Annotated in this window: 15 protein-coding genes and 1 tRNA gene; 8 read left to right on the forward strand and 8 right to left on the reverse strand. The window is 65.3% G+C overall.

The window, feature by feature from the left end; translation table 11 throughout:
- Positions 1 to 64 precede the first annotated feature (64 nt).
- Both gstA and OA56_RS05510 read left to right on the forward strand, forming a co-directional pair.
- Positions 65 to 670: a glutathione transferase GstA gene (gene gstA, locus OA56_RS05505; RefSeq protein ID WP_141055186.1), complete on the forward strand. Its 606-nt coding sequence runs from the start codon at positions 65 to 67 to the stop codon at positions 668 to 670.
- A gap of 426 nt (positions 671 to 1096) precedes the next feature.
- On the forward strand, positions 1097 to 3187 hold the full coding sequence (locus OA56_RS05510) for a c-type cytochrome (protein WP_461583975.1): 2091 nt from the start codon (positions 1097 to 1099) through the stop codon (positions 3185 to 3187).
- A gap of 82 nt (positions 3188 to 3269) precedes the next feature.
- Here OA56_RS05510 and OA56_RS05515 read toward each other — a convergent pair whose 3' ends face one another.
- From OA56_RS05515 to OA56_RS05540, 6 genes are all read right to left on the reverse strand, one after another.
- A complete protein-coding gene (locus OA56_RS05515; RefSeq protein WP_461583923.1) occupies positions 3270 to 4355 on the reverse strand; it encodes an alkene reductase in 1086 nt (361 codons plus the stop codon).
- 75 nt (positions 4356 to 4430) lie between these two features.
- Positions 4431 to 5348, reverse strand: a complete 918-nt coding sequence (gene thpD / locus OA56_RS05520) for an ectoine hydroxylase (protein WP_461583925.1) — start codon at positions 5346 to 5348, stop codon at positions 4431 to 4433.
- A gap of 88 nt (positions 5349 to 5436) precedes the next feature.
- On the reverse strand, positions 5437 to 5838 hold the full coding sequence (locus OA56_RS05525) for an ectoine synthase (protein ID WP_461583927.1): 402 nt from the start codon (positions 5836 to 5838) through the stop codon (positions 5437 to 5439).
- Positions 5835 to 7145 carry a diaminobutyrate--2-oxoglutarate transaminase gene (gene ectB, locus OA56_RS05530; protein WP_461583929.1) on the reverse strand — a complete coding sequence of 437 codons (1311 nt, stop codon included), beginning with the start codon at positions 7143 to 7145 and terminating at the stop codon, positions 5835 to 5837. Before ectB ends, OA56_RS05525 begins: the two co-directional genes overlap by 4 nt.
- The gene (ectA, locus tag OA56_RS05535) at positions 7132 to 7671 is read right to left on the reverse strand and encodes a diaminobutyrate acetyltransferase (RefSeq protein ID WP_461583933.1); all 540 of its coding nucleotides are present in this window, start codon (positions 7669 to 7671) and stop codon (positions 7132 to 7134) included. Before ectA ends, ectB begins: the two co-directional genes overlap by 14 nt.
- 306 nt (positions 7672 to 7977) lie before the next feature.
- Complete coding sequence (locus OA56_RS05540; protein ID WP_461583935.1) at positions 7978 to 9351, reverse strand: chloride channel protein; 1374 nt, start codon at positions 9349 to 9351, stop codon at positions 7978 to 7980.
- 183 nt (positions 9352 to 9534) lie between these two features.
- On the opposite strand from OA56_RS05540, the gene OA56_RS05545 reads away from it, so the two are divergent.
- The 4 genes from OA56_RS05545 to OA56_RS05560 all read left to right on the forward strand — a co-directional run bounded on the left by OA56_RS05545 (position 9535) and on the right by OA56_RS05560 (position 16274).
- On the forward strand, positions 9535 to 10344 hold the full coding sequence (locus tag OA56_RS05545; RefSeq protein WP_461583938.1) for an enoyl-CoA hydratase/isomerase family protein: 810 nt from the start codon (positions 9535 to 9537) through the stop codon (positions 10342 to 10344).
- A gap of 4 nt (positions 10345 to 10348) precedes the next feature.
- A complete protein-coding gene (locus OA56_RS05550; RefSeq protein ID WP_461583940.1) occupies positions 10349 to 12556 on the forward strand; it encodes an acetate--CoA ligase family protein in 2208 nt (735 codons plus the stop codon).
- Between the two features lie 129 nt (positions 12557 to 12685).
- Entirely contained in the window at positions 12686 to 13642 is a 957-nt protein-coding gene (locus OA56_RS05555) for a TAXI family TRAP transporter solute-binding subunit (protein ID WP_461583977.1), read from the forward strand.
- A 16-nt stretch (positions 13643 to 13658) separates the two neighbouring features.
- Positions 13659 to 16274 (forward strand): TRAP transporter permease, encoded by a 2616-nt coding sequence (locus tag OA56_RS05560; protein WP_461583942.1) that lies wholly within the window; start codon positions 13659 to 13661, stop codon positions 16272 to 16274.
- 80 nt (positions 16275 to 16354) lie between these two features.
- Here OA56_RS05560 and OA56_RS05565 read toward each other — a convergent pair.
- Positions 16355 to 16439: transfer RNA gene (locus OA56_RS05565), tRNA-Leu, on the reverse strand.
- Between the two features lie 93 nt (positions 16440 to 16532).
- Here OA56_RS05565 and rnr point away from each other — a divergent pair.
- A complete protein-coding gene (rnr, locus tag OA56_RS05570) occupies positions 16533 to 18914 on the forward strand; it encodes a ribonuclease R (RefSeq protein ID WP_461583944.1) in 2382 nt (793 codons plus the stop codon).
- Entirely contained in the window at positions 18911 to 19681 is a 771-nt protein-coding gene (rlmB, locus tag OA56_RS05575; RefSeq protein WP_055424296.1) for a 23S rRNA (guanosine(2251)-2'-O)-methyltransferase RlmB, read from the forward strand. Before rnr ends, rlmB begins: the two co-directional genes overlap by 4 nt.
- Here rlmB and OA56_RS05580 read toward each other — a convergent pair.
- Positions 19663 to 22914 carry a mechanosensitive ion channel domain-containing protein gene (locus OA56_RS05580; protein WP_141055195.1) on the reverse strand — a complete coding sequence of 1084 codons (3252 nt, stop codon included), beginning with the start codon at positions 22912 to 22914 and terminating at the stop codon, positions 19663 to 19665. The two genes, rlmB and OA56_RS05580, sit on opposite strands and share 19 nt — an antisense overlap.
- Between the last annotated feature and the right edge of the window lie 11 nt (positions 22915 to 22925).

A 22925-nucleotide genomic window follows, 5' to 3' on the forward strand; every position in this document is an offset into this window, starting at 1 on the left:
GCTACAGTGAGAAAGTCCCGCAAGGGGCTTTCTGCCGTTCGAACCACGAAAAAGGAGGAACTCGATGAAGCTGTATTTCTCGCCCGGTGCCTGTTCCCTGTCGCCCCACATCGCCTTGCGTGAGGCCGGTATCGAGCCCGAGCTGGTGCGGGTGGATCTCGCCACGAAGAAACTTGCAGACGGAAGCGATTATCTGGCCATCAACCCCAAGGGCTACGTTCCGGCGCTGCAACTCGACGATGGGACGCTCCTCACCGAAGGGCCGGCGATCCTGCTCTACATCGTGCAGAATCTGGCGCGCACGCCCCTTGGTCCCAAAGAGGGGATGGGGCTGGTGCGGTTGGTGGAATGGCTCAACTTCATCTCCACCGAGATCCACAAAGGATTCTCGCCGCTCTTCAAGCCGAACTGCCCCCAGGAGTGGAAGGCGGTGGCGAAAGAGACCCTGCTCAAGCGCCTGCAGTGGGTGGATGGGCAGCTCGCGCAGCGTCCCTGGCTGCTGGGAGAGGAATTTTCGGTCGCCGATATCTACCTCTACGTGTGCGCGCGCTGGACGGCCTTCGTGCAGATCGATCTGGGGCAATTCCCAGCCTTGGCGCGCTTTGTCGAGAAGATGGCGCAGCGCCCCGCCGTGCAGGCGACGATCAAGGCCGAGGGGCTCAAGCAGTAGCTCTGCCCGTTTCGGAATGAGCGAAAAAGCCGCCTTCAGGCGGGTTTTTCGCTTGTGTGCCGAGCTGGGTGCGCCAAGCGTATAATTTGCCTCTGCATTGGCATCGCTTGTGGGTATCTGGACCTCGCCTTGACGAAATTATTCCTTGCCATAACCACCAACACAGATCTACAGGAGGCCAGTATGCCCACCCTGCACAAAGTCGCTGCCGTCACATCCAAGGGACAGATCATCCTACCCAAAGCCATCCGCCAGGGCTCAAGTAGGGATGCAGGTGTGCTGCATATCGTCTCTGTGCTTCGAAATACAAAGATACTTAAATTATTGATATCTTTTGCCTCGAAAAAAAACCTCGGAGCCATCCCGCTCGTGTTATTGGGAGCTATCGGTTATGGCAGTCTGTTCGCGCAGGAGCAAGCGCAGACCATGCCGCTGCCCGGCACAGCGCTCTCACCCAACGCTTCCGCTCCGCAGGTGATCGACGACCTGCCTGCAAGTTATGCAGATGGACTTGATGAAGCAACCAAGGCTTTGGTCGATAAGGGTCGTTACGTCGCACGCCTCGGCGACTGTGTGGCTTGCCATACGGGCGACAAGAACAAACCTCTGGCGGGCGGACTGGCACTGACCACACCTTTTGGAAAGCTGTATTCGACCAACATCACGCCCGACCCAAAAACCGGCATCGGGCGCTATAGCTTCGAGCAGTTCGAGCGGGTAATGCGCAAAGGCGTTGCCGCAGACGGCCACAACCTGTATCCCGCAATGCCCTATCCGTCGTATGCCAAGATGTCGACGGACGATCTCAAAGCGCTTTACACCTACCTCATGAAAGGCGTCAAGCCAATCGAACAAGCCAATCTGCCTTCGGACATGTCGTTTCCGTTCAACCAGCGCTGGGGCTTGACCCTGTGGAACTGGGCATTTCTCGAAGACAAGCCCTTCGAGCCCAACCCGCAGCAAAGCGCCCAATGGAATCGCGGGGCTTACATCGTCCAAGGGGCGGGCCATTGCGGCGCCTGTCACACGCCGCGGGGTATAGGTTTTCAAGAAAAAGCCATGTCCGAAGCCGGCCCCAAGGGCGTTTATTACCTGGCTGGCGAAACGGTGGAAAACTGGCGAGCCCTGAGCCTACGCGGCTTGTGGACGCCGGAAGAAACGGCCGAAATGCTCAAAACCGGGCGAAATCGGCATGGTGCCGTCGCAGGCAACATGGTTGACGTGGTGCAGCACAGCACACAATACCTCACCGACGACGATCTGCTGGCCATCGGCATTTATCTCAAGTCGTTGCCACCCAGTGAATATGACAAGTCCATGCAAGTGGTGCAAAACCCCGCTTTAACCATTGCGCCTGCAGCCCAACAGGTCACTACAGCGAGTGCAGCGAAGGTGCCGGCTGATCTTTATACGAGCCGTGGAGGACTGGGTTATCTTCAGTTCTGCAACGACTGCCATCGCAGCGACGGCGCCGGCGTGCCGGGTGTATTTCCGCCACTTGACGGCAACCTGGCACTACAGCAAGATGATCCCGCGACGTTCATGCACATCATGCTCACGGGGGCGAAAACGGCACAGACGAAAACTTATGCGCGCGTATTGACCATGCCCTCTTTCTCGCGCTTGAGCGACGCAGAAATTGCTGAGATTGGCAACTTCGTCCGCAAGCACTGGGGGCACCCCGAATCCAAGCCCATCACGGCAGACATGGTGGCCGAGATGCGCAAGGAGTTGGAAGTCAAGAATATCGACAACCGCAAGTTCGAAACGCCGCGCCTGGCCGACATGCTCAAGGAGCCCAACGCGCAGCAACTGATTCTGGGTGCGCGCTTGAACCTCGAAACCCGCGATCTGCTGCCGCACAATGTGGGCAATGCGCTTAATTGCACCAGTTGCCACCTGAACGCTGGCACGGTGGCAGACGGTTCGCCCTACGTCGGCGTCTCGGCCTTTTTCCCGAGCTATGCGCCGCGTTCCGGCAGAGTGATTACCTTGGCTGATCGGATCAACGGTTGCTTCCTGCGCTCCATGAACGGCAAAGCCTTGCCCGTGGATTCCGAGGAAATGAAGGCCATGATCGCCTACTTCGACTGGATGAAACGCGAGACCAAACCCGAAGACAAGGTAGAAGGCCGTGGCGTGGGCAAGATCGACACGAAGCTTGTGCCCAATGTGGCCAATGGTGAGCAAATTTATGCAAATCAGTGCGCGCTATGCCACGGTAAGGATGGCGAAGGGATCAAAAACGCTGCGGGGCAATGGGTCTATCCGCCGCTGTGGGGCGATCAGTCTTTCAACATCGGCGCCGGAATGGCGCGCACTTATACGGCCGCTGCCTTCGTCAAGCGCAACATGCCCATTGCGTTTCATGACAACTTCCCGTTAGGACAGGGCGGGCTGACAGATCAGGAGGCCGTCGACGTGGCTGAATATTTCTCCCACATGCCGCGCCCGGACTTCGCTGCCAAGGCAAAAGATTGGCCGAAGGACAAAAAGCCTTTCGACGCTCGGTATTGAGATATGGTAGGTCCGCGGGGAAATGGGTGTCCCTGCGTTGAACTTCCCGATGAAGAAGCCGCCCGCGGGCGGCTTCTTCGTGTCAGGGATAGAGTACGGGATAGTCGAGATAGCCCTTCTCGCCTCCCGTATAGAAGGTGGAAGGATCGGGTGTATTGAGCGGTGCGCCGCGGCGCAAGCGCTCGACCAGGTCGGGATTGGCGATGAAGAGTTGCCCGAACGAGATCATGTCGGCTTCGCCCCGTGCGATCGCCGCATTGGCCGTCTCGAAGGTATAGCCACCGTTCGTCATATAGACGGTCGGCCACAGGGGGCGTAGCAATTTCAGGTCGAAGGCGGGGCCGGCCACCCCTGGCGCCTCCTTACCCATTTCGGTGATATGCAGATAGCCGAGCTTGAATTCTCCCAAGGCCTTGACGACGTAAGAAAACGTCGCTTCGGGGTTGGAATCGCGCATGTCGTTGAACGGTTGCAGGGGCGAGAGGCGCACGCCCACGCAGCCGCGATCCCATACGCCGAGCACCGCCTCGGTCACCTCCATGAGGAAACGGGCGCGGTTGGCGATGGAGCCGCCGTAGGCGTCGGTGCGACGGTTGCTGCCGTCGCGCAGGAACTGGTCGATGAGGTACCCGTTGGCGCCGTGGATCTCCACGCCGTCGAAACCGGCCGCCTTGGCGTTTCGCGCCGCCTGGGCGTAGCGTTCGACGGTTTCTTCGATTTCTTGCAGGCTCATGGCATGCGGCGTGACGAAGGGTTTGCTGCCGCTGGGGGTGTAGGTCTCGCCGCGGGCGGCGATCGCGGAGGGGCCGATGGGCTGCAAGCCGCCGTTGACCTCGGGATGCGCCACCCGGCCGCAGTGCCACAGCTGGGCGAAGATGCGCCCGCCGCGGGCGTGCACCGCCTCGGTGACTGCTTTCCATCCCTGGATCTGAGCCGGCGTGAAGATACCGGGGGTGTTGGGATAGGCGAAGCCCTCGGGGGAGACGATCACGCCTTCGCTGATGATGAGGCCGGCGCTGGCGCGTTGGGCATAGTAGCGCGCCATCATGTCGGTGGGAACACCATCGGCGCTGGCGCGGTTGCGCGTCATCGGCGCCATGGCGATGCGGTTGGGCAGGGTATAGGGCCCCAGGACGATAGGGGTGAAGAGATCGATTTTTTCGGTCATCGACGGCTCCTGTCTTCGGTGATGTCGTTTTGGCTCCATCACCACTATAGGCGGGCCGCCAGGAAAAGGCAAAAATCAGCGGCGCGACGTCTCGGTCAGCAGCCCGACTCGGGCCAGGATCGGCTGGGGTTCCCTGGTGCCGAGGAACCAGGGGCGCGGCTGCTCCGGACCAAACGGCGCCCGCAAGGCGTTCGAGACGGCGTTGTATACGAAGAAGACGTTGGAGCGCGGCTGCGGCGTGATGTTTCCGTTCGAGCCGTGCATCACGTTGCAGTGAAACACCAGCACCGTGCCGGGTTTACCTGCGGCCACGGCGATACCGTGGCGATCGACCAGGGCCTTCAGGTTGGCATCGTCGGGCACGCCGTATTCCTGTTTTTTCAGCGATTGGCGGTAGTGCTCCTGCGGTGTCTCGCCCACGCACGAGACATAGGTCTTGTGCGAACCGGGGATGAGCATGAGGGCTCCGTTGATCGCCTCGTTCTCGGTGAGCAGGACCGAGATCGATACCGCTCGCATGCGCGGCATGCCGTCTTCCACGTGCCAGGTCTCGAAATCGCTGTGCCAGTAGAATTCCTTGCCGCGAAAACCCGGTTTGTAGTTGAGGCGCGATTGGTGGATATAGACCTGATCGTCGAGCAGGAACTCGGCGATTGCGGCCAGGCGCCGATCGGCGGCCAGGCGCTGCAGCACGGGATCTTGCTGATGGACGGCGAAAATGGAGCGCACTTCGTCGCTGCCCGGCTCGGTGATGAGGGTCTCGGGATCGAACGCCTGCGGCTCGCTGCGCAGGCGCTTGGCCTCTTGCTGCAACAGCGCCACCTCTTCTTCGGTGAAGAGCCTATCGAGGACGAGGAAGCCGTTGTGTTCGAAACTGGCGGCCTGGCCGGCCGTCAGCGGCGCCTGGGGCGACCAGGGGCGATGCAGCACGGGGTCCTCGATCGGAGTCATGCTGGCCGTGTCGGCACGGCGAGAGGGGTAGAGGTCTTCCATGCGCTTCGTCCTCCTGTTGTTTGCTGACGTCAAACGGTCTCGCGCCCCGCGTTTGGGGGCGGAGCGCGAGGGGCGTGACGCGAGGCGCTCAGCGGGCCTCGAGGTACTCGTGTTCGGCCGGATAGGCGCCCGTGTCGTCGTGCACTTCCGTGCCGGTGACCGGCGGATTGAAGACGCACACGCAGACGATGTCGGTGGTGGGGTGAATGCGGTGGCGGTCGTGCGCATTCAGGGCGTACATGACGCCGGGGCGCAGCACGTGGACCTGTCCCGTGGCCAGATCCTCGATGGTGCCGCTGCCTTCGATCACCAGCACCGCCTCGAGATGGTTGCGGTAGTGGAATTCCAGCGTCTCCCCGGCGTAGAGCCGGGTGACGTGATAGGAAAATCCCATGCCATCTTTCTTCAACAACAGGCGGATGCTGTCCCAGCCTTTGGATTTGACGTGACGCTCGCCGTCACGCAGCTCGTCGAGCGAACGCACGATCATTTGACCACCTCCATCGATGTCTTGGCGGACTTGCTCATGACTTCGCCCACGCATTCCTCGACGAGATCCAGGCCGCGGGCGAAGATCTCGTCGTCGATGTTGAGCGGGGCGAGCACCTTGACCACTTCGTCGTCGGCCCCGCTCGTCTCGATGATGAGCCCGCGCGCAAAGCACGCCGCGGTGACTTTGACCGCGAGCTCGCCGCTGGGCATGACGATGCCGCGCATCATGCCGCGACCGCGGGTCTCGAGCCCGTGTGCCTCGGCCATGCGCTCGAGCCGCTCGGCCAGATACTCGCCGCGCCGGGCGAGCTCGCCGACGAACTCCCCGTCGCTCCAGAAGTGGCGCAGCGCCGCCGTGGCGGTGACGAAGGCGTGGTTGTTGCCGCGGAACGTTCCATTGTGCTCGCCCGGCTGCCACACGTCGAGCTCGCGGCGTATCAGCGTGACGGCCAGCGGCAGCCCCAGGCCGGAGAGCGATTTGGCCAGGGTGACGATGTCGGGCTCGACCCCGGCTTCTTCGAAACTGAAGAACCCGCCGGTGCGTCCGCAGCCGGCCTGGATGTCATCGACGATGAACAGTGCCCCGTGACGCTTGGCCAGGTCGGCGATCTTGCGCAGCCAGGCAGCCGAGGCGCTGTTCAAGCCGCCTTCGCCTTGCACGGTTTCCACGAGGATGGCGGCCGGGGCGTCGAGGCCGCTCGATCCGTCGGACAGGCGGCGTTCGAGGAGCTCGGCGGTATCGACGTCCGGGCCGTAATAGCCGTCGTAGGCTTCGTGCACGACATTGTCGAGCGGCACGCCGGCGCCATGGCGCTTGGCGGCGTTGCCGGTGCAAGCAAGCGAGCCCAACGTCATTCCGTGGAAGCCGTTGGTGAAGGAGATCACCAGGTCGCGTCCTGTGACCTTGCGCGCGAGTTTGAGGGCGGCTTCGACCGCATTGGTGCCGGTCGGCCCGGGAAACATCACCACGTAGTCGAGCCCGCGCGGTTCGAGAATCAGCTCTTCGAAGGTGCGCAGGAACTCGGCTTTGGCCCGTGTGTGCAGATCGAGCCCGTGGGTGATGCCATCGTTTTGAATGTGCTCGATGAGCGCCTGCTTGAGCACCGGATGGTTGTGGCCGTAGTTGAGCGTGGAACAGCCGCTCAGGAAGTCGAGATAACGGCCGCCCTGCTCGTCGTACATCCACGGCCCCAGGGCCTTGACGAACTGGCGCGGCATGGCGCGGCAGTAACTGCGTACCTGGGATTCGCGCCGCTCGTAGATCGAGCGGTCGGGCAGGGTACGGGAAGGTTCAGGTCTGCTCATGGCGTTGTTCTCCTTTAGGGATGGAGCGGACGGCAGACAGGGGGCCGATCGTCAATTCCCATTCGGTCTCGTGTCGGCCGGCGAAATGGCGTTCTTTCTCGAACAGCGGCCGTTCGGCGATCGAGCAGCCGTGCCGGGCGGCGAAGCCGCGAAAAAACGCCCAGGAAGCGTCGTTGTCTGGCGTGATGGTGGTGACGAGATAGCGCACGCCCTGCAGGCTGGGCCTGGCGAGCAGCCGCTTGAGCATGTTGCCGGCAAGCCCCTGTCCTCTGGCCGACTCGGCCACGGCGACCTGCCAGATGAATAGCTTGTCGGGGGATTCGGGAATGAGGTAACCGGAGATCCAGCCGAGCAGCGCCGCCTCACCCCGGCGTTCGGCCAGGATGCAGGTGCCAGCGAAATGCGTGCATTGCAGCAGGTTGCAATAGGCCGAGTTGAGGTCGAGCGGTGGACAATCGGCGATGAGCCGGGTGACGCGCGGCCCGTCTTCCGGCCGTGGCGCCCGGAACGTCAGCGCGTCCTGCATGGGGGGATCGGCGAACGACGTCGATGTTTTAGTCATAATATGAATGGATTTAATCCGTTTTGCGACGGTACGAATTACGATATGTTTCAATGTGAAGACGTGTCGATAGATCTTTTTGTAATATTTGTTTTTTTTACCGTACCACGTGATCCCTGCGGGGTCAACCTTTTTTTGGCATGGTTTTTCCGGCGAGGACATTCCCCGAAGATCTGTTTTCTATATGCGTTATTAGTATCTATTGCGATTTGTGCGTATTCTCGCCCTGCTTGCGTCGATGGGCGAGGGCGAAGGGCGCGGGCGGCGGGTTCAGGCTTCGGGCGTCTCGCCGCGGGCTTGTTTCTGCCGCTTGAGGTGTTCGCTCGCCGCGCGCAGCGCGTCGCGCGCGAGGGCGTGATAGAGCGGGGTGCGCACGAGGGTGCGGGAGACGGCGAAGGCGATGAGGGAGGTGGTCATGAGCGGCAGCAGCACTTCGTGGTTCGCCGTCATTTCCATCACGATCACGAAGGCGGTGATCGGCGTCTGGGTCATGGCGGAAAGAAAGCCAACCATGCCGAGAACCAGGAAAACGTTCGGGGCCAGGCCCGGGAACGCCGCACCCAGGAGCGAGCCCAGTCCGGCGCCCACGGCGAGCGCCGGTGCGAACATGCCACCCGGGATGCGGCTCACGAACGCCAGCGTGATGGCCGCCATCTTGGCGAGGAAGAAATACCAGGGCAGCACGCCTTCGCCTTCCAGGGCCGATCTGACCTGCTGGTAGCCCGTGCCGTAGATGTCCCCGCTGGTGGCGAGCCCCAGCACGGCGGTGGCCAGGCCGCACAGCGCCGCCAGGCCCACCGGGTGCCGTCTAGCCAACTGGCCGGCGCGCCCGGGAAGTCCGTGGTGCGACAGCGCCACCAGCGCGCGGGCGTAGAGGCTGCCGAGAACGCCACAGACGAGGCCGGTCGCGAGCACGACTTTCCAGCCGTCGGCAAGGCCTACGGCGAGGTCGGTGCGGCCGAAGTAGGTGTAGTTGCCAAGAAAGAGCAGGGAGACGATGCCGGAGAAGATCACGGTGGTCAGCAACGTCCCGTTCGCCTGGAAGGCGCGGCGGTGAGACATCTCTTCGATCGCGAAGAGGATGCCCCCCAGGGGGGTGTTGAACGCGGCCGCCACTCCCGCGCCGCCGCCGGCGACGATGAGGGCCTGGCTGGAGGCGAGACGCCGCCGCTTGCGTTTGCCGGCCAAGGCGTACATCAACGACGAGGCCACCTGGACCGTGGGCCCTTCGCGGCCGATCGAAGCCCCGCACAGCAGGCCGAGCGTGGTGAGCACGATCTTGCCCAAGGCGATGGGGATCGACAGCAGCGTGCGGCGCAGCCGTCCGTCGGTGCTCAGACTGGCGGCGATCGACTGGGGGATGCCGCTGCCGGTGGCGAAGGGAAAGAAACGCAGGGTGATCCAGGCGATGGCCGCAAACCCGAGGGGGGAGAGGACCAGCCCAAGCCAGGGGCGGCCGGCGAGCAGGGAGGAATGATAGGTGATGGCCCGTTCCGCGGCCAGAGCGAAGCCGACGGAGAGCAAGCCGACGAGACAGGCGGCAAGCACCATGCGCAGTTGCTCTTCCCAGCGGCGCAAAGACAGCGTCAGGCGCAGCAGGCGATGCCAATGGTGGGGGTGAGGGAAAGACACTCCCCGGGGCATCGCGGCGCGTGGAGGTGAGGGACGTTCGTCTTCGGACATAAAAAGATTTTAGTTCAAGCTTGCCTGAGCCGGATGTTTGGTTCTATCATGATTCTCGATCGCTGGGCGGGAGTGTCACTGATCGTCACGTTTGCAGGCTGAGTGCCCGGCGATCGTTGAACCCGATACAAAGGGGAGGGCGAGATGGCAGAGACGGGCGAATCCGGACAAGAAGCGGCACCGATCCGCTACTCGGTGCAGGCGGGGCTGGCCGAGCTCGCTTTCAACCGCCCGCATCGGCTCAATGCGGTCAATGAGGCGGTCTATGCCGCTTTGCGCGAGGCGCTGCGCCGCGCCGAGGAAGACGAGGCCGTGCGGGTGGTGCTGCTGCGCGGCGAGGGGCGGGCGTTTTGCGTGGGGGCCGACCTGAAAGCGCATGGCAGCGGCGAGCGCACGCCCTATCAGCGGCGCCGCTATCTGGAAGGGGAGCAGGAGGTGTGCCGGCGCATCATGCACCTGTCCAAGCCCGTGGTGGCGGCGGTGCATGGCTACGCGCTCGGGGCCGGGGCCGAGATGGCGCTGGCGGCCGATTTCCTCTTGATGAGCAGAAGCGCCAAGATCGGTTTCCCGGAGCTGTCGATCGGCAACTTCCTCGGCGGTGGGGTCACCTGGCTGCTGCCGCGGCTGGTGGGGCTGGCGCGGGCGCGCGAGCTGCTCTTCTTCGGTGAGCGCATCGACGGCGAGCAGGCCGAGCGCATGGGCCTGGCCAACCGCGCCCTCGACGACGAGGGGTTCCTCGAGGCCGCGCGTCTGTATGCGCGCACCCTGGCCGAGAAGGCACCCATCTCCATGGAACTGGCCAAGCGCACGCTGTTGCTGGCCGCGGGCAACTCGCTCGAGGCCGCGCTTGCCGCCGAGCTGGAAGGAATGACGTTCGTGGCCACCACCGAGGATTGGCGCGAGGGGGTGGTGGCATTCGCCGAGAAACGGGCGCCGAAGTTTCGGGGAAGGTGAATAGATGAATCAGCCGGAGATGCCGACCGCCGTTCCCGCCGAGATCTCCCCCGATCCGCTCGCTCCCCTGTTCTTTCCCCGGGCGGTGGCCATCGTGGGTGCCTCCGCCGTGCCCGGCAAGCGCGGCTACAAGGCCGTGCAGGGGCTGATCGAGGCCGGCTATCGCGGGGCGATCCATCCCATTCACCCGCGCGAGGAGATGATCCTGGGGCGGCGCTGCTACCGCAGCGTGAGCGAGATTCCGGGCGAGGTCGATCTGGCGATGATCTGCACCCCGGCGGCCACCGTTCCCGGCCTGGTGGCCGAGTGCGGGCGCAAGGGCATCAAAGGGGTGGTGGTGGTGGCCGGGGGGTTTCGCGAAAGCGGCCCCGAAGGAGAGCGCCTGGAAGAGGCCTTGCTCGAAGCGGCGCAACGCCACGGGGTGCGCGTCATCGGCCCCAACACCTCGGGCATGTTCAACCTGACCATCGGGCTCGATCTGCTGGGCTTGCGCGGCATTCGTCCGGGGCAGGTCGCCTTCATCTCGCAATCGGGCAACATGCTGCTCTCGCTCGTGCTGGAGGCGCAATACCATGGGGAGCTGGGGTTTTCCATCTACGTCGGGCCAGGCAACCAGACCGACCTGGGGTTCAACGATTACTTGCGTTTCCTCGGCAGCGAGCCCCATACCGGGGTGGTGACGATGTACGTCGAGGGCTTCCGCTCCGGGCAGCGTTTCCTCGATATCGCCCGCGGCGTGTCGCGGCACAAGCCGGTGGTGGTCTACAAGTCCGGGGCCACCGAGGCCGGCAAGGTGGCGGCGCGCTCGCATACCGGGGCGCTGGCGGGCAGCTACGCCATGACGGTCGATCTGCTGCGCCAGGCCGGCGTATGCCTGGTGCAGCAATCCGACGAGATCCTGCCCGTGGCCGAGGGGCTGGCGGCGTGGAACGCCGCCCCGGGCGCGCGCGTGGCGGTGCTCTCCGACGGCGGCGGGCAGGCCACGATCGCCGTCGACCGTCTGGTGGAGGCCGGGCTGTCGCTGGCCGCGTTGCAAGAGGGCACGTTACGGCGGCTGGCGGCCATCCTGCCGCCGCAGGCTTCGCTGCGTAACCCGATCGACGTGGCCGGTGCATCCGACGACAATCCCTCCATCCTCGCCGAGTGCCTGGCCATCCTCGCCCAGGACGACAACGTCGATGCACTGCTGCTGGTGGGCATGTTTGGTGGTTATGCCTTTCGATTCGGCGAGCAGCTCATGGGCAACGAGATGCGTTGCGCCGAGACCTTGGCCGAATGGCGGCTGAAACGGCAGGGCAAGCCTTTGGTGGTGCACAGCCTCTACGCGCCCATCAAGCCGCCGGCGGTGCGGCGGCTGCGCGAGGCGGGGGTGCCGGTATATACCTCGATCGAGCATTCCGTGCGGGTGCTGCAGGCCCTGGCCGAGCGCGGGCAGTATCTGCGCCGCTGCGTCGCGCCGCCGGCGCGGGCGGTTTATCCCCTGCCCGAGGTGAGGGAGATCTTCCTGCGCGCAGTCCAGGAGGGGCGCAACCCTTATGAGCACGAAGCCAGGGCGGCCTTGGCAGCGCATGGCATCGCGGTGGATGAGACGCTGCTCATGCGCTCGCCCGAGGACGTGGACGCGGTGCTCGCGCGCTTTGGGGATCGCCCGCTCGCGCTCAAGATCGTCTCGCGCGACATCCTGCACAAGAGCGAGGCTGGCGGGGTGCGCCTGGACGTGCGCGGACGCGAGGCCCTGCTCGAGGCGTATGAGGGCATGCTTGCCTCCTGCCGCGCCCATGCGCCCAAGGCGGATCTCTACGGCGTGCTCGTCACGCCCATGGCCGCCAGGGGGGTGGAAGTGATCATCGGTATGGTGCGCGACCCGGTCTTCGGGCCGGTGCTGATGTTCGGCCTGGGCGGAATCTTCGTCGAGGTGCTCAACGACGTCGCCTTTCGCGCCGTGCCGCTGACGCGCGACGAGGCCGAATCCATGCTGCGCCAGCTGCGCGGGCACAAGCTGCTGCACGGCGTGCGGGGCCTGCCGCGCGTCGACGAGGCTCGTCTGGTGGATCTGCTGCTGCAGGTGGCCGATTTCGTGCGCGCCTACCCCGAGATTTCCGAGCTCGACCTCAATCCAGTGATCGTGCACGAGCGGGATTACACCATTGCCGATGCGCGCTTCCTGCTCAATCCGAACATGCTGCCGCTCGAAGGGGAGGAGGGCGGCTGACCCGGTGGATGGAGGCGAGGCGCGGCCATGCGGGTTTTCCCGAACTGGCGCTTCGCGCGCCCCTGCCCTAGACTCGATAAACGATGATCGTCCATACAGGAGGAGTTCGCCATGAAATATATCAAGACGATGGGCGCCGTCCTGGCGCTGGGTCTAGCCACCCTGACCGGGCCGACGGTCATGGCGCAGCAGAAGTTCGTCACCATCGGTACTGGCGGGGTCACGGGGGTGTACTATGCCGCCGGCGGCGCCGTGTGCCGTTTGATGAACAAGGACCGGGCGCAACACGGCTTGCGCTGCTCGGTCGAGAGCACCGGCGGCTCGGTCTATAACGTCAACACCATCCGGGCCGGCGAGCTCGATTTCGGGGTGGTACAGTCCGATTGGCAGTACCATGCCTACAACGGCACGAGCTCCTTCAAGGACGCCGGGCCATTCAAGGAGCTGCGCGCGGTGTTCTCGCTGCACCCCGAGCCGCTCACGCTGGTGGTACGCCCCGAGCTCGATGCGAAGAAGGGGCTGGAGGCCATCAAGGGCAAGCGCGTCAACATCGGCAACCCCGGTTCGGGGCAGCGCGCCACGGTCGACGTGCTGCTCCAGACCCTGGGGTGGTCGTATTCCGATTTTTCCCTCGTCTCGGAGCTCAAGCCGGACGAGCACGGCCCGGCGCTGTGCGACAACAAGATCGACGCCTTCTTCTTCGTCGTCGGGCACCCCAGCGCCAACATCCAGGATCCCATCGCCACCTGCAGCGCGAAACTGGCGCACGTCACTGGTCCGGCGGTCGACAAGCTCGTGGCGGGGTCGCCCTATTATGCCAAGGTGGAAATTCCGGGCGGCGTATATCCGAATCACTCCGATCCCGTGCCGACGTACGGGGTGCTCGCCACGCTCGTGACCTCGGCCAAGGTGCCCGACGAGGTGGTCTATGCGCTGGTGAAGACGGTGTTCGATAACTTCGAAGAGTTCAAGAAACTGCATCCGGCCTTCGGGCATCTCGATCCGCAGCACATGGTCAAGGATGGCCTGTCGGCGCCTTTGCATCCGGGGGCGCTGAAGTACTACCGCGAAAAAGGCTGGCTCTGAGCGGGAGCTCGGCAGCATGACTCGGGCTACCAAGGGGGGTGGGCCGCGGCCCGGCAAGGAGGAGCCCGGGCTGCCGGACGAGGCGCTGCGCGAGCTCGTCGCCGAGGCCGACACCGGCCGGCGGCAGCCGGCGGGCTGGCAGGGCGGGGTGCTCACCTTGCTGGCGCTCGCATGGTCGCTGTTCCAGCTGTGGTATGCCTCGCCTCTGCCTTTTTGGTTCGAGTTCGGCATCTTCAACGACACCGAGGCGCGCTCCATCCATCTCGCCTTCGCCCTGGCGCTGGCCTTTCTGGCCTATCCGGCCTCGAGGCGCTCGCCGCGCGATCGCATCTCCTTCCCCGACTGGGCTTTGGGACTGGCCGGCATGGCCTGCGCCGGCTACATCGCGCTCTTCTACCGTGAGCTGTCTACGCGGCCGGGCTTGCCCACGTCGATGGATCTGGCCGCGGCCCTCGTCGGCCTTGGGTTGTTGCTGGAGGCCACGCGCCGCACCCTGGGTTGGCCATTGGCCGTGCTCGCGCTCGTCTTTCTCGGCTATGTTTTTCTCGGACCTTATATGCCGGATGCGATAGCGCACCGGGGGGCTTCGCTTGCCAAGGGGATGAGCCACTTCTGGCTCACCACCGAAGGGGTGTTCGGCGTAGCCCTGGGGGTGTCGACCAGTTTCATCTTCCTCTTCGTGCTCTTCGGCGCCATGCTGGAAACGGCAGGCGCCGGAGGCTACTTCATCGCCGCGGCCATCTCCCTGTTGGGCCGATTCCGCGGCGGGCCGGCCAAGGCGGCGGTGGTGGCTTCGGCGGCCACCGGGGTCATCTCGGGCTCGTCCATCGCCAACGTCGTTACCACCGGCACGTTCACCATCCCGCTGATGAAGCGGGTGGGCTATCCGGCCAAGAAAGCCGCGGCGGTGGAGGTGGCCGCCTCGGTCGATGGGCAGATCATGCCGCCGGTGATGGGCGCGGCGGTCTTCCTCATGACTGAGTACGTCGGCATTGCCTACACTGAAGTGCTCAAGCATGCCTTCTTGCCGGCGGTGCTCTCTTACCTCGGCCTCTTCTACATGGTGCACCTGGAGGCGGTGCGCCACGGCATCGAGGGGCTGCCGGCGCGCACGCTCGCCCCCTGGCAGCAGCGCATGGTGCGTGCCCTCATGGCTTTTGCGGGAATCGTGATCCTGGCCGGCGCGGTGGTGTGGGGCCTGGGCTGGATCAAGGCGGTGTGGCCGCAGGCGTCCTTCTGGATTGTCTCGGGGGCGATGTTCTTTCTCTACCTCGCGCTGGTGCGCCTGGCCGCCCGCATGCCGCCGCTGCCCTTCGACGATCCGCAGGCGCAGATCACCGAGCTGCCCGAGGCGCGCAAGACCATCCCGGCCGGATTGCATTACCTGTTGCCGGTGACGGTGCTCATCTGGAACCTCATGGTGGAGCGGCTCTCGCCAGGGCTGGCCGCCTTCTGGGCGCTCACCTACCTCGTCTTCATCCTCCTGACGCAGCGCCCGCTCTATGCCTTCTTTCGCGCCGAGGGCCGACTGGGGGCGGCCGCAGTCGAAGGGCTGCGCGATCTTTGGGCTGCGCTGGTCGGTGGGGCACGCAACATGGTGCCGATCGCCATCGCCACGGCCACGGCCGGCATCATCGTGGGTACGGTGACCCTCACCGGCATCGGTCTGGTGCTCACCGAGGTGATCGAGATGCTCGCCGGCGGCAACCTGCTCTTGTTGTTGCTGCTGGTGGCCTTCATCTGCGTGGTCTTGGGGATGGGGCTGCCCACCACGGCTAACTACATCGTGGTGTCGACTCTGATGGCGCCGGTGGTGGTGCAGGTGGGTGGGCAAAACGGGCTGGTGGTGCCGCTCATCGCCGTGCACATGTTCGTGTTCTATTTCGGATTGATGGCCGACGTGACTCCGCCCGTCGGACTGGCCTCGTATGCCGCGGCCGGCATCGCGCGCACCGATCCCATCGCCGTGGGGGTGCAGGCTTTCTTCTATTCCATCCGCACGGCCATTTTGCCGTTCATGTTCCTCTTCAACACGCAGTTGCTCTTGATCGGCGTGCAGGGATGGGGCGGGCTGGTGCTGACGGTGGCGGCTGGCGTGACGGCGATGATGGCTTTCGTGGCGGCGCTGCAAGGGTGGTTTTTCGCGCGCAATCGCTGGTGGGAGGCCGGAGTGCTCCTGCTGGTGGCATTTACCTTGTTGCGCCCCGGGTTCTGGATGGACCGCATCGTGCCGCCGTACACCGAAGTGCCTGCCGCCGAGCTCGAAACGGTGCTCGCCTCCCTGCCCGCCGGCGCGCCGCTGCGCCTGTTCGTGGAAGGGACGAATCTGCAAGGCGACGAGGTGCGCCGCGGCGTGCTCCTGCCGCTGGGCGAGCCGACCGACAACGCCCGCGAGCGCCTGCGCGCGGCCGGGGTGCACGCGATGCCTCTGGGGGATGAGTGGCAGATCGTGGGGGTGGATTTCGCTTCCGTGGCCGCGAAACTAGGCCTGGAGCCGGGGTTGGTCGTTTCGCATCTGGAGCTGCCCAACCCCGATCGGCCGGCCAAGGAGTGGCTCTTCCTGCCGGCGTGGGCGGCGATGCTGGCCTTGGCGTGGTGGCAGCGGCGTCGAAGCGCGCCCCGATCAGGCTGAAGCAGGGGGGGGAAACGTGCTGGAGCGAACAGCGGCGTTCTGGGACGAACGCTTGACCCCTTTGCGGGGATATGCTCTCGTGGTGCCCAGAAGAGGACTCGAACCTCCACGCCTTGCGGCACTGGTACCTGAAACCAGCGCGTCTACCAATTCCGCCATCTGGGCGACGAGATGCGTTATTATAAGCACGCGGCGCGCGTTGTCAACGCCATTTCGGCCGATGGCGCGTCGCTACGATGCAAGGACTACTGAATCTCGATGACGAAAACCCCCAAGAAAAATTCCGCTTCTGAAACGCCTTCTTCTTCCGTACGGCGCCGCAAGTCGGCCTTGCTGTCTGCGCGGGTGCCGGATACGCCGGCGCCGGCCCAGGCACTGCCTTTGGAACCAGCGCCGGAGACGGTGTCCGCCGCAGCGGCGCAGCTGAGCGAGCGCCGCCGCCAGGATCCTTTCTTTGCCCGCGAGGCGGCCAAGTACGGGCATCCTTTGCCCAGTCGGGAATACGTCCTCCAGGTGCTTGCCGAGGCAGGCCGTCCCATGCCTTGGAGCGAACTCGTGGAGGCGCTCGACATCTCCCCGCAGGAGTACGAGCTCTTCGAGCGGCGCCTGAAGGCGATGGAGCGCGATGGCCAGATCCTGCGCAACCGCCGCGGCGCCTATCTCCTGCCGGAGAAGGCCGACCTCATCCGCGGCCGTGTGCAGGGGCATCCCGACGGCTTCGGTTTCGTGATCCGCGACGACGGCGGCGAGGACATCTTCCTCGGGCCCAAGGAAATGCGCCAGGTACTGCACGGCGACCGGGTGATCGTGCGCATCGCCGGCACCGACCGCCGCGGCCGGCCCGAAGGCAAGATCGTGGAGGTGCTCGAACGCGCCAACCAGAAAGTGGTCGGACGCGTACTCGTCGAGCACGGCGTCACCCTGGTGGTGCCCGAGGACAAGCGCATCGCCCAGGACATCCTCGTCGCCCCCGGCGGCAAGAAGGTCAAACCGGGGCAGGTGGTGGTGGTCGAGCTCGTCGAGCAGCCCACGAAGTACGCCCAGCCGATCGGGCGCATCGTCGAGGTGCTGGGCGACTACGACGATCCCGGCATGGAGATCGAGATCGCGCTGCGCAAGTTCGACCTGCCGTTCGAATGGCCGTCCGAGGTGCGAGAGGAAGCGCGCCGCCTGCCCGACGCGGTGCGGCGCAAGGACCTCGCCGGGCGGGTGGACCTGCGCGAATTGCCTCTCGTGACCATCGACGGCGAGACGGCCAAGGATTTCGACGACGCCGTCTATTGCGAACCGCAGGGCAAAGGGTTCCGGCTGATCGTGGCGATCGCCGACGTGTCCCACTATGTGCACCCCGGCTCGGCGCTCGATGCCGAGGGCTTCAATCGCGGCAACTCGGTCTATTTTCCGCGCCGGGTCATTCCCATGCTGCCGGAGAAGCTGAGCAACGGCCTGTGCTCGCTCGTGCCGCACGAAGATCGGCTGTGCATGGCCTGCGACATGATCGTGAGCGCCTCGGGCAAGGTGCAGCGCTACCGTTTCTACCCGGCAGTGATGAATTCCCACGCCCGCCTCACCTACACCGAGGTCGCCGCCGCCCTCTATGAGGGCAAGGAAGAGGCCCGGACGAAGCTTGCCGAGCTCCTGCCGCACCTGCAGCATCTCGACGCCGTTTTCCGGGCGCTTTTGAAAGCGCGGCGCCAGCGTGGGGCGATCGACTTCGAGACGGTGGAGACGCGCATTGAGTTCGACGAGAACGGCAAGATCGCGCGCATCGTGCCCGAGGTGCGCACCGACGCGCACCGCCTCATCGAAGAATGCATGCTGGCAGCCAACGTCTGCGCCTCCGAGTTCCTTGCCGAACACGAACATCCCACGCTCTACCGCGTGCATGAGCCACCGGCGCCGGAGAAAGTCGCGGCGCTGCGCGAGTTCCTCGCCGGGTTCGGCATCGAGCTGCCCGGCGGCGACGAGCCCTCCCCGAAGGATTACGCCAAGGTGCTGGAGCAGATCCAGCAGCGCCCCGATGCGCCCCTGCTGCAGATGGTGATGCTGCGCTCGCTCAAGCAGGCCGTGTATACGCCAGAAAATCGCGGCCACTTCGGGCTCGCCTACGAGGCGTACGCGCATTTCACCTCCCCCATCCGCCGCTATCCCGACCTGCTGGTGCACCGCTGCATCAAGGCGGTGCTCGCCGGTACGCGCTACGAGCCCGGCGACTGGAAGGCGATCGGCGAGCACTGCTCGATGACGGAGCGGCGCGCCGACGAGGCCACGCGCGAAGTCATCGGCTGGCTCAAGTGCTACTTCATGCAGGACAAGGTGGGCGAGGTCTACACCGGCGTGGTCACGGCGGTGGTGCCCTTCGGCCTCTTCGTCACGCTCGACGAGCTCTTCGTGGAAGGGCTGGTGCACATCTCGGATCTGGGCGACGATTATTTCCACTTCGACGAGCGCGCGCACGCCCTGGTGGGTGAGCGTAGCGGCGTGCGCCACCGCCTGGCCGATCGGGTGAAGGTGCAGGTGGTGCGGGTCGATCTGGCCACGCGCAAGATCGATTTCCATCTCCTGGAGAACCTCAGCCCGGCACCGACCCGGCGCGAGGGCAAGACCGAGCGCACGCGCCGCGCCAAGGGCAAGCGATGAAGGAAGAAACCAGACAACGGCGCACCGTGCCGGGGTTTCATGCGGTCACGGCGCTGCTGCGCCATCGTCCCGAGGACGTCGCCGAGCTCTACGTCGATCGGCAGCGGCAGGATGCGCGCATGCGCTCGCTGCTCGAACGCGCGCAGTTGGCCGGCGTGCGCGTCGTGCCTGCAGACTCCGCCCGGCTCGACGCGATCGCCGGCTCAGGGCGGCATCAGGGGGTGGTCGCCTTCGTCGCCGCGGCGGCGCGGACGCATTTGCTCGAAGAAGTGCTCGATGCGCTCGATGCGAACCGGCCGGCGCTCTTCCTCGTGCTCGACGGGGTGCAGGATCCGCACAACCTGGGGGCCTGCCTGCGCGTGGCCGATGGGGCCGGCGTGGATGCGGTGATCGCGCCCAAGGACCGCGCCGCGGGTTTGAGTGCCGCAGCGGTCAAGGTCGCGAGCGGCGCGGCGGATACCGTCCCCTACGTGACGGTGACGAACCTGGCGCGGGCGCTACGCACGCTCAAGGAGGCGGGCGTGTGGGTAGTGGGCGCGGCGGGCGAGGCGCAGAAATCGCTCTACGAGTGCGACCTTGCTGGATCCGTAGCCTGGGTGCTCGGTGCCGAGGGGGAGGGCCTGCGGCGGCTCACGCGCGAGCTGTGCGACGAGCTCGTACATATCCCCATGCTCGGCGCCGTCGAGAGCCTGAACGTGTCGGTGGCTGCCGGCGTGTGCCTCTATGAGACGGTGCGTCGGCGTCTGGCTCAAGCCGCGGGCGGCTGAGGCGCACCCTGCGCGGCAGGGACAGCCGCCGCGGCCGGCCAGGCGATGTCGCGGATGTGCAGGTCGCGCTGCGGGAAGGGGATCTCGATGCCGTTCGCTTTGAAGATCCGGTCGATTTCATGGTTCAAGCGGCCGAGGATGCTCAGGCGTTGATTGACGTCGGCCACGATGGCCCGCACCTCGAAATCCAGCGAACTCTCGCCGAAACGGGCGAAGACCACGCTGGGCGCCGGATCGGAGAGCACGCCCGGCGTGGCCTTGACGGCTTCGAGCAATAGCGCTTCGACGTGCTCGGGGTCGGTGCCGTAGGCCACGCCGATAGTGACGAAGATGCGCGACAGCGAGTTGCTCAGCGTCCAGTTGGTCACCTGCTCGGTGATGAGTTTCTTGTTCGGTACGAGGATCTCGCGCCGGTCGAAATCCTCGATCACCGTGGCGCGGATGGTAAGCCGCCGCACGGTGCCGGTCTCGTTGCCGATGGTGACCTGGTCGCCCACGCGCACCGGTCGCTCGAAGAGGATGATGAGGCCGGAGACGAAGTTGGCCACGATCTCCTGCAGGCCGAAACCCAACCCCACGCTCAGGGCGGCCAGCAGCCACTGCAGTTTCGACCACGGCATACCGAGTTCGCCCAGGATGAGCACCGAGCCGATGGTGAAGATGGCGTAGCGCAGCAGCGTCACCAAGGCATACTTGCTGCCCGCATCCAACCGCGAGGTGCGCTGCAGCGCCAATTCGAGCAGACCGGGAAGGTTGCGCGCCGCCACCCACATCACCGCAAAGCCGATCATGGCGATGAGGAGGTCGGCGAAGGTGACTTGCAGCGTTACCGTCTCGTTGCCCAGCGTCTCCGTGTAGCGCCACAGCACCCATTCGTCGAGGATGCGGGTGGCGGGCAGCAGCGACGACCAAAGCTCGAAGAGCACGAAGGCGAGTCCAAGGATGAGCGCGAGGTTGAGCAGGGTCAGCGTCTGGCGTTCGGAAGAATCGATGCGCGCATCCTCGCCTGTGTTTCCTTCTTCGAGGCTTTCGCGCTGCCGGTCGAAGCGGTGCAGGAAGAAATCGCGTGCGGCATGCTGCAGCAGGGCGAAGGCGAGCAGCACCCAAAGAGTGGACATGAACCGGCCGACGAGGGCCGCCGCCGCGTAGAAATAGCCGGCTCCGGCGAGCAGCGCGCTCACCAGGGGCAGGCCGGGGCCGCCGATGGCCGCCGTCAGGCGCAGCCAGGGCGGCTGCTGGGCGATGGCGAGGAGCCCTCTCCGCGGCCGGAAGATGCGCCACAGGAGCAAGGCCAGCAGCAACATGGAGACGACGAAAGGCGTGCGCCCCAGGTCGGTAAAGGGGGCATCCAGCTGGGCCTCGTTGAGATAGACGGCGAGAAAGCCCAAGGGCAGCACGCCCCAGGCGAACCCCCGCAGCGTGTGCCTCAGGCGCTTGAGGATGGAGGGCGGCCAATGAAACCGGGTGGCGGCAATCCCCGTGCCCGGCGCGAAGACGCGCTGCCAGAAGGCGACGTTCCAGCCGAAAGGCGCGATGCGCACCAAGGCGGTGCCGATGGCGCGGAAATTTTCGGCGAACGCATCCCCGGCGAGAATCATCGTGCCGCAGCCGTAGGCGATGAGCGGGAAGGGAAGGGCTTGGATGGCTTCCAGGAAAAGCAGCAGCAAGGTATCGAGCAAGCCGGCGTGGTGCGGATCGCGCTCGCCGGCGGCGAGGTGGCGACCGATGAGCCGGGCCAGCCGGGGGCGTGCGAGGAGCAGGCAGACGCCCAGCACGGCGGCCAACCATGTCATCGGCGGGGACTGGGTGAGGGCGAGGCGCCATGAGCCAGGATCGGCAAAGCTCTGGAAAAGGGTGAGCGTGCCCGTGCCGACGGCGAGGAGCTCGGGCATGGGGTCGCGCCACAGCGTGCGGGTGGTGGCCACCCACATGAGGTGCTGGTCGATGAAGGAGGAGAACTCTTCGACGACGTCCAGATCGCGCAGGAGCACCGATTCCAGGTCGCTGAGCGCCGCGAGCAGGGCCGGGCGCAGGGCGTCGATCGTCTCCAGCGTGAGGGAGCGCACGGCCAGGGCTTCGACGATGGCATTTTCCAGGTTGCCGTCGGCTCCGGCCGGGTCGGACTGCCCCAGGACCTGGCGCGCCCGCTCGCGGGGATCGGCAATGAGGCGCTTGGCCTGGCGTAGCTCGAGCTCGAGCAGTTGGACTTCTTCGAGCATGCCGCGGACCTTGTTGAGCTCCTGGCTCAATTCGGACGGGGAAGGGAGGCGGCTGCGGTATTCGAGGAGGAGGTTGCCCACGGCTGGACTCAGGCCCTGTTGGGCGATGCGCTTTTTCAGGGATTCGAGCGTTTCCCACCGCTCCTGCGTTTCACGCTGCAGCTGCGATTGGCGTTCGCGCACGCTCTGCAGGCGATGGCGCAGGGTCTGCAAGCGCGCTTCCCATTCCCGGTTGGTCGCCTCCACCCGGGCAAGTCTCGGGTCGATCGCTTCGGCATTGACCTGGCTCGTTTCCTGGCTGACTTCGGCCGTCGTGCTCTTTTCCACCGCTTCGCGCAGCTGCCGCAGGCGGGCCAGTTCGACGTCGAGCCGCTCGATGCGGCGCGACAGCAGCACCCGCGTGCTCGCGGCAAGACGGCTCTCGAGCAAGGCGGCGCGCCGTTCGGCTTCTTGAGCCTGGCTTGTGACCAAGGTGGCGAGTGTGAGGGCTTGCTGTACCAGGGGATCGTTGCTGGGAAGGGTAGGCAGGGGGGCGGGCGGAGGGGGGGCGACAGCAGCATCGCCGCGCTCCTTGGGTTGTTCGAGGTCGGAGAGCTGGGCGCGCAAAGCTTCCTGCGTCTGGCGTCGCGTCCGTTCTTCCTCGAGGATGCGGCGCAGGCGCTCGGCGCGCTCGCTCGGTGCCAGGCTGTCGCTGACCCGCAGATCGGCAAACTCGCTGGGGCGGCTGGCGGCGAGCTGCTGCAGTTCGCGCTGCGTCTGCTCGATGAGCTTTTCGGCGAGCGCGGCGCGAATCTCGGCTTGCTGTCGGCGGCTTTGCGCTTCCTGGATGCGGTCGAGCAATTGCTTGAGCGCGGCGGAGGTGTCGGGCGGTAGCGCATTGCGCTGCAGCGCATCTTGAATCAGGGCAAGGCCCGACTGGATCGGGTCGTCGCTGGTCTCGGCGGCAAAGGCGGGGACGAGCGCACCGACGAGGCAGAAGATCAAGAGGCCGCACAACCGGCGGACGAAACGCATGGAGCCTTCCT

This window comes from Tepidiphilus sp. HLB4 (assembly GCF_054823945.1).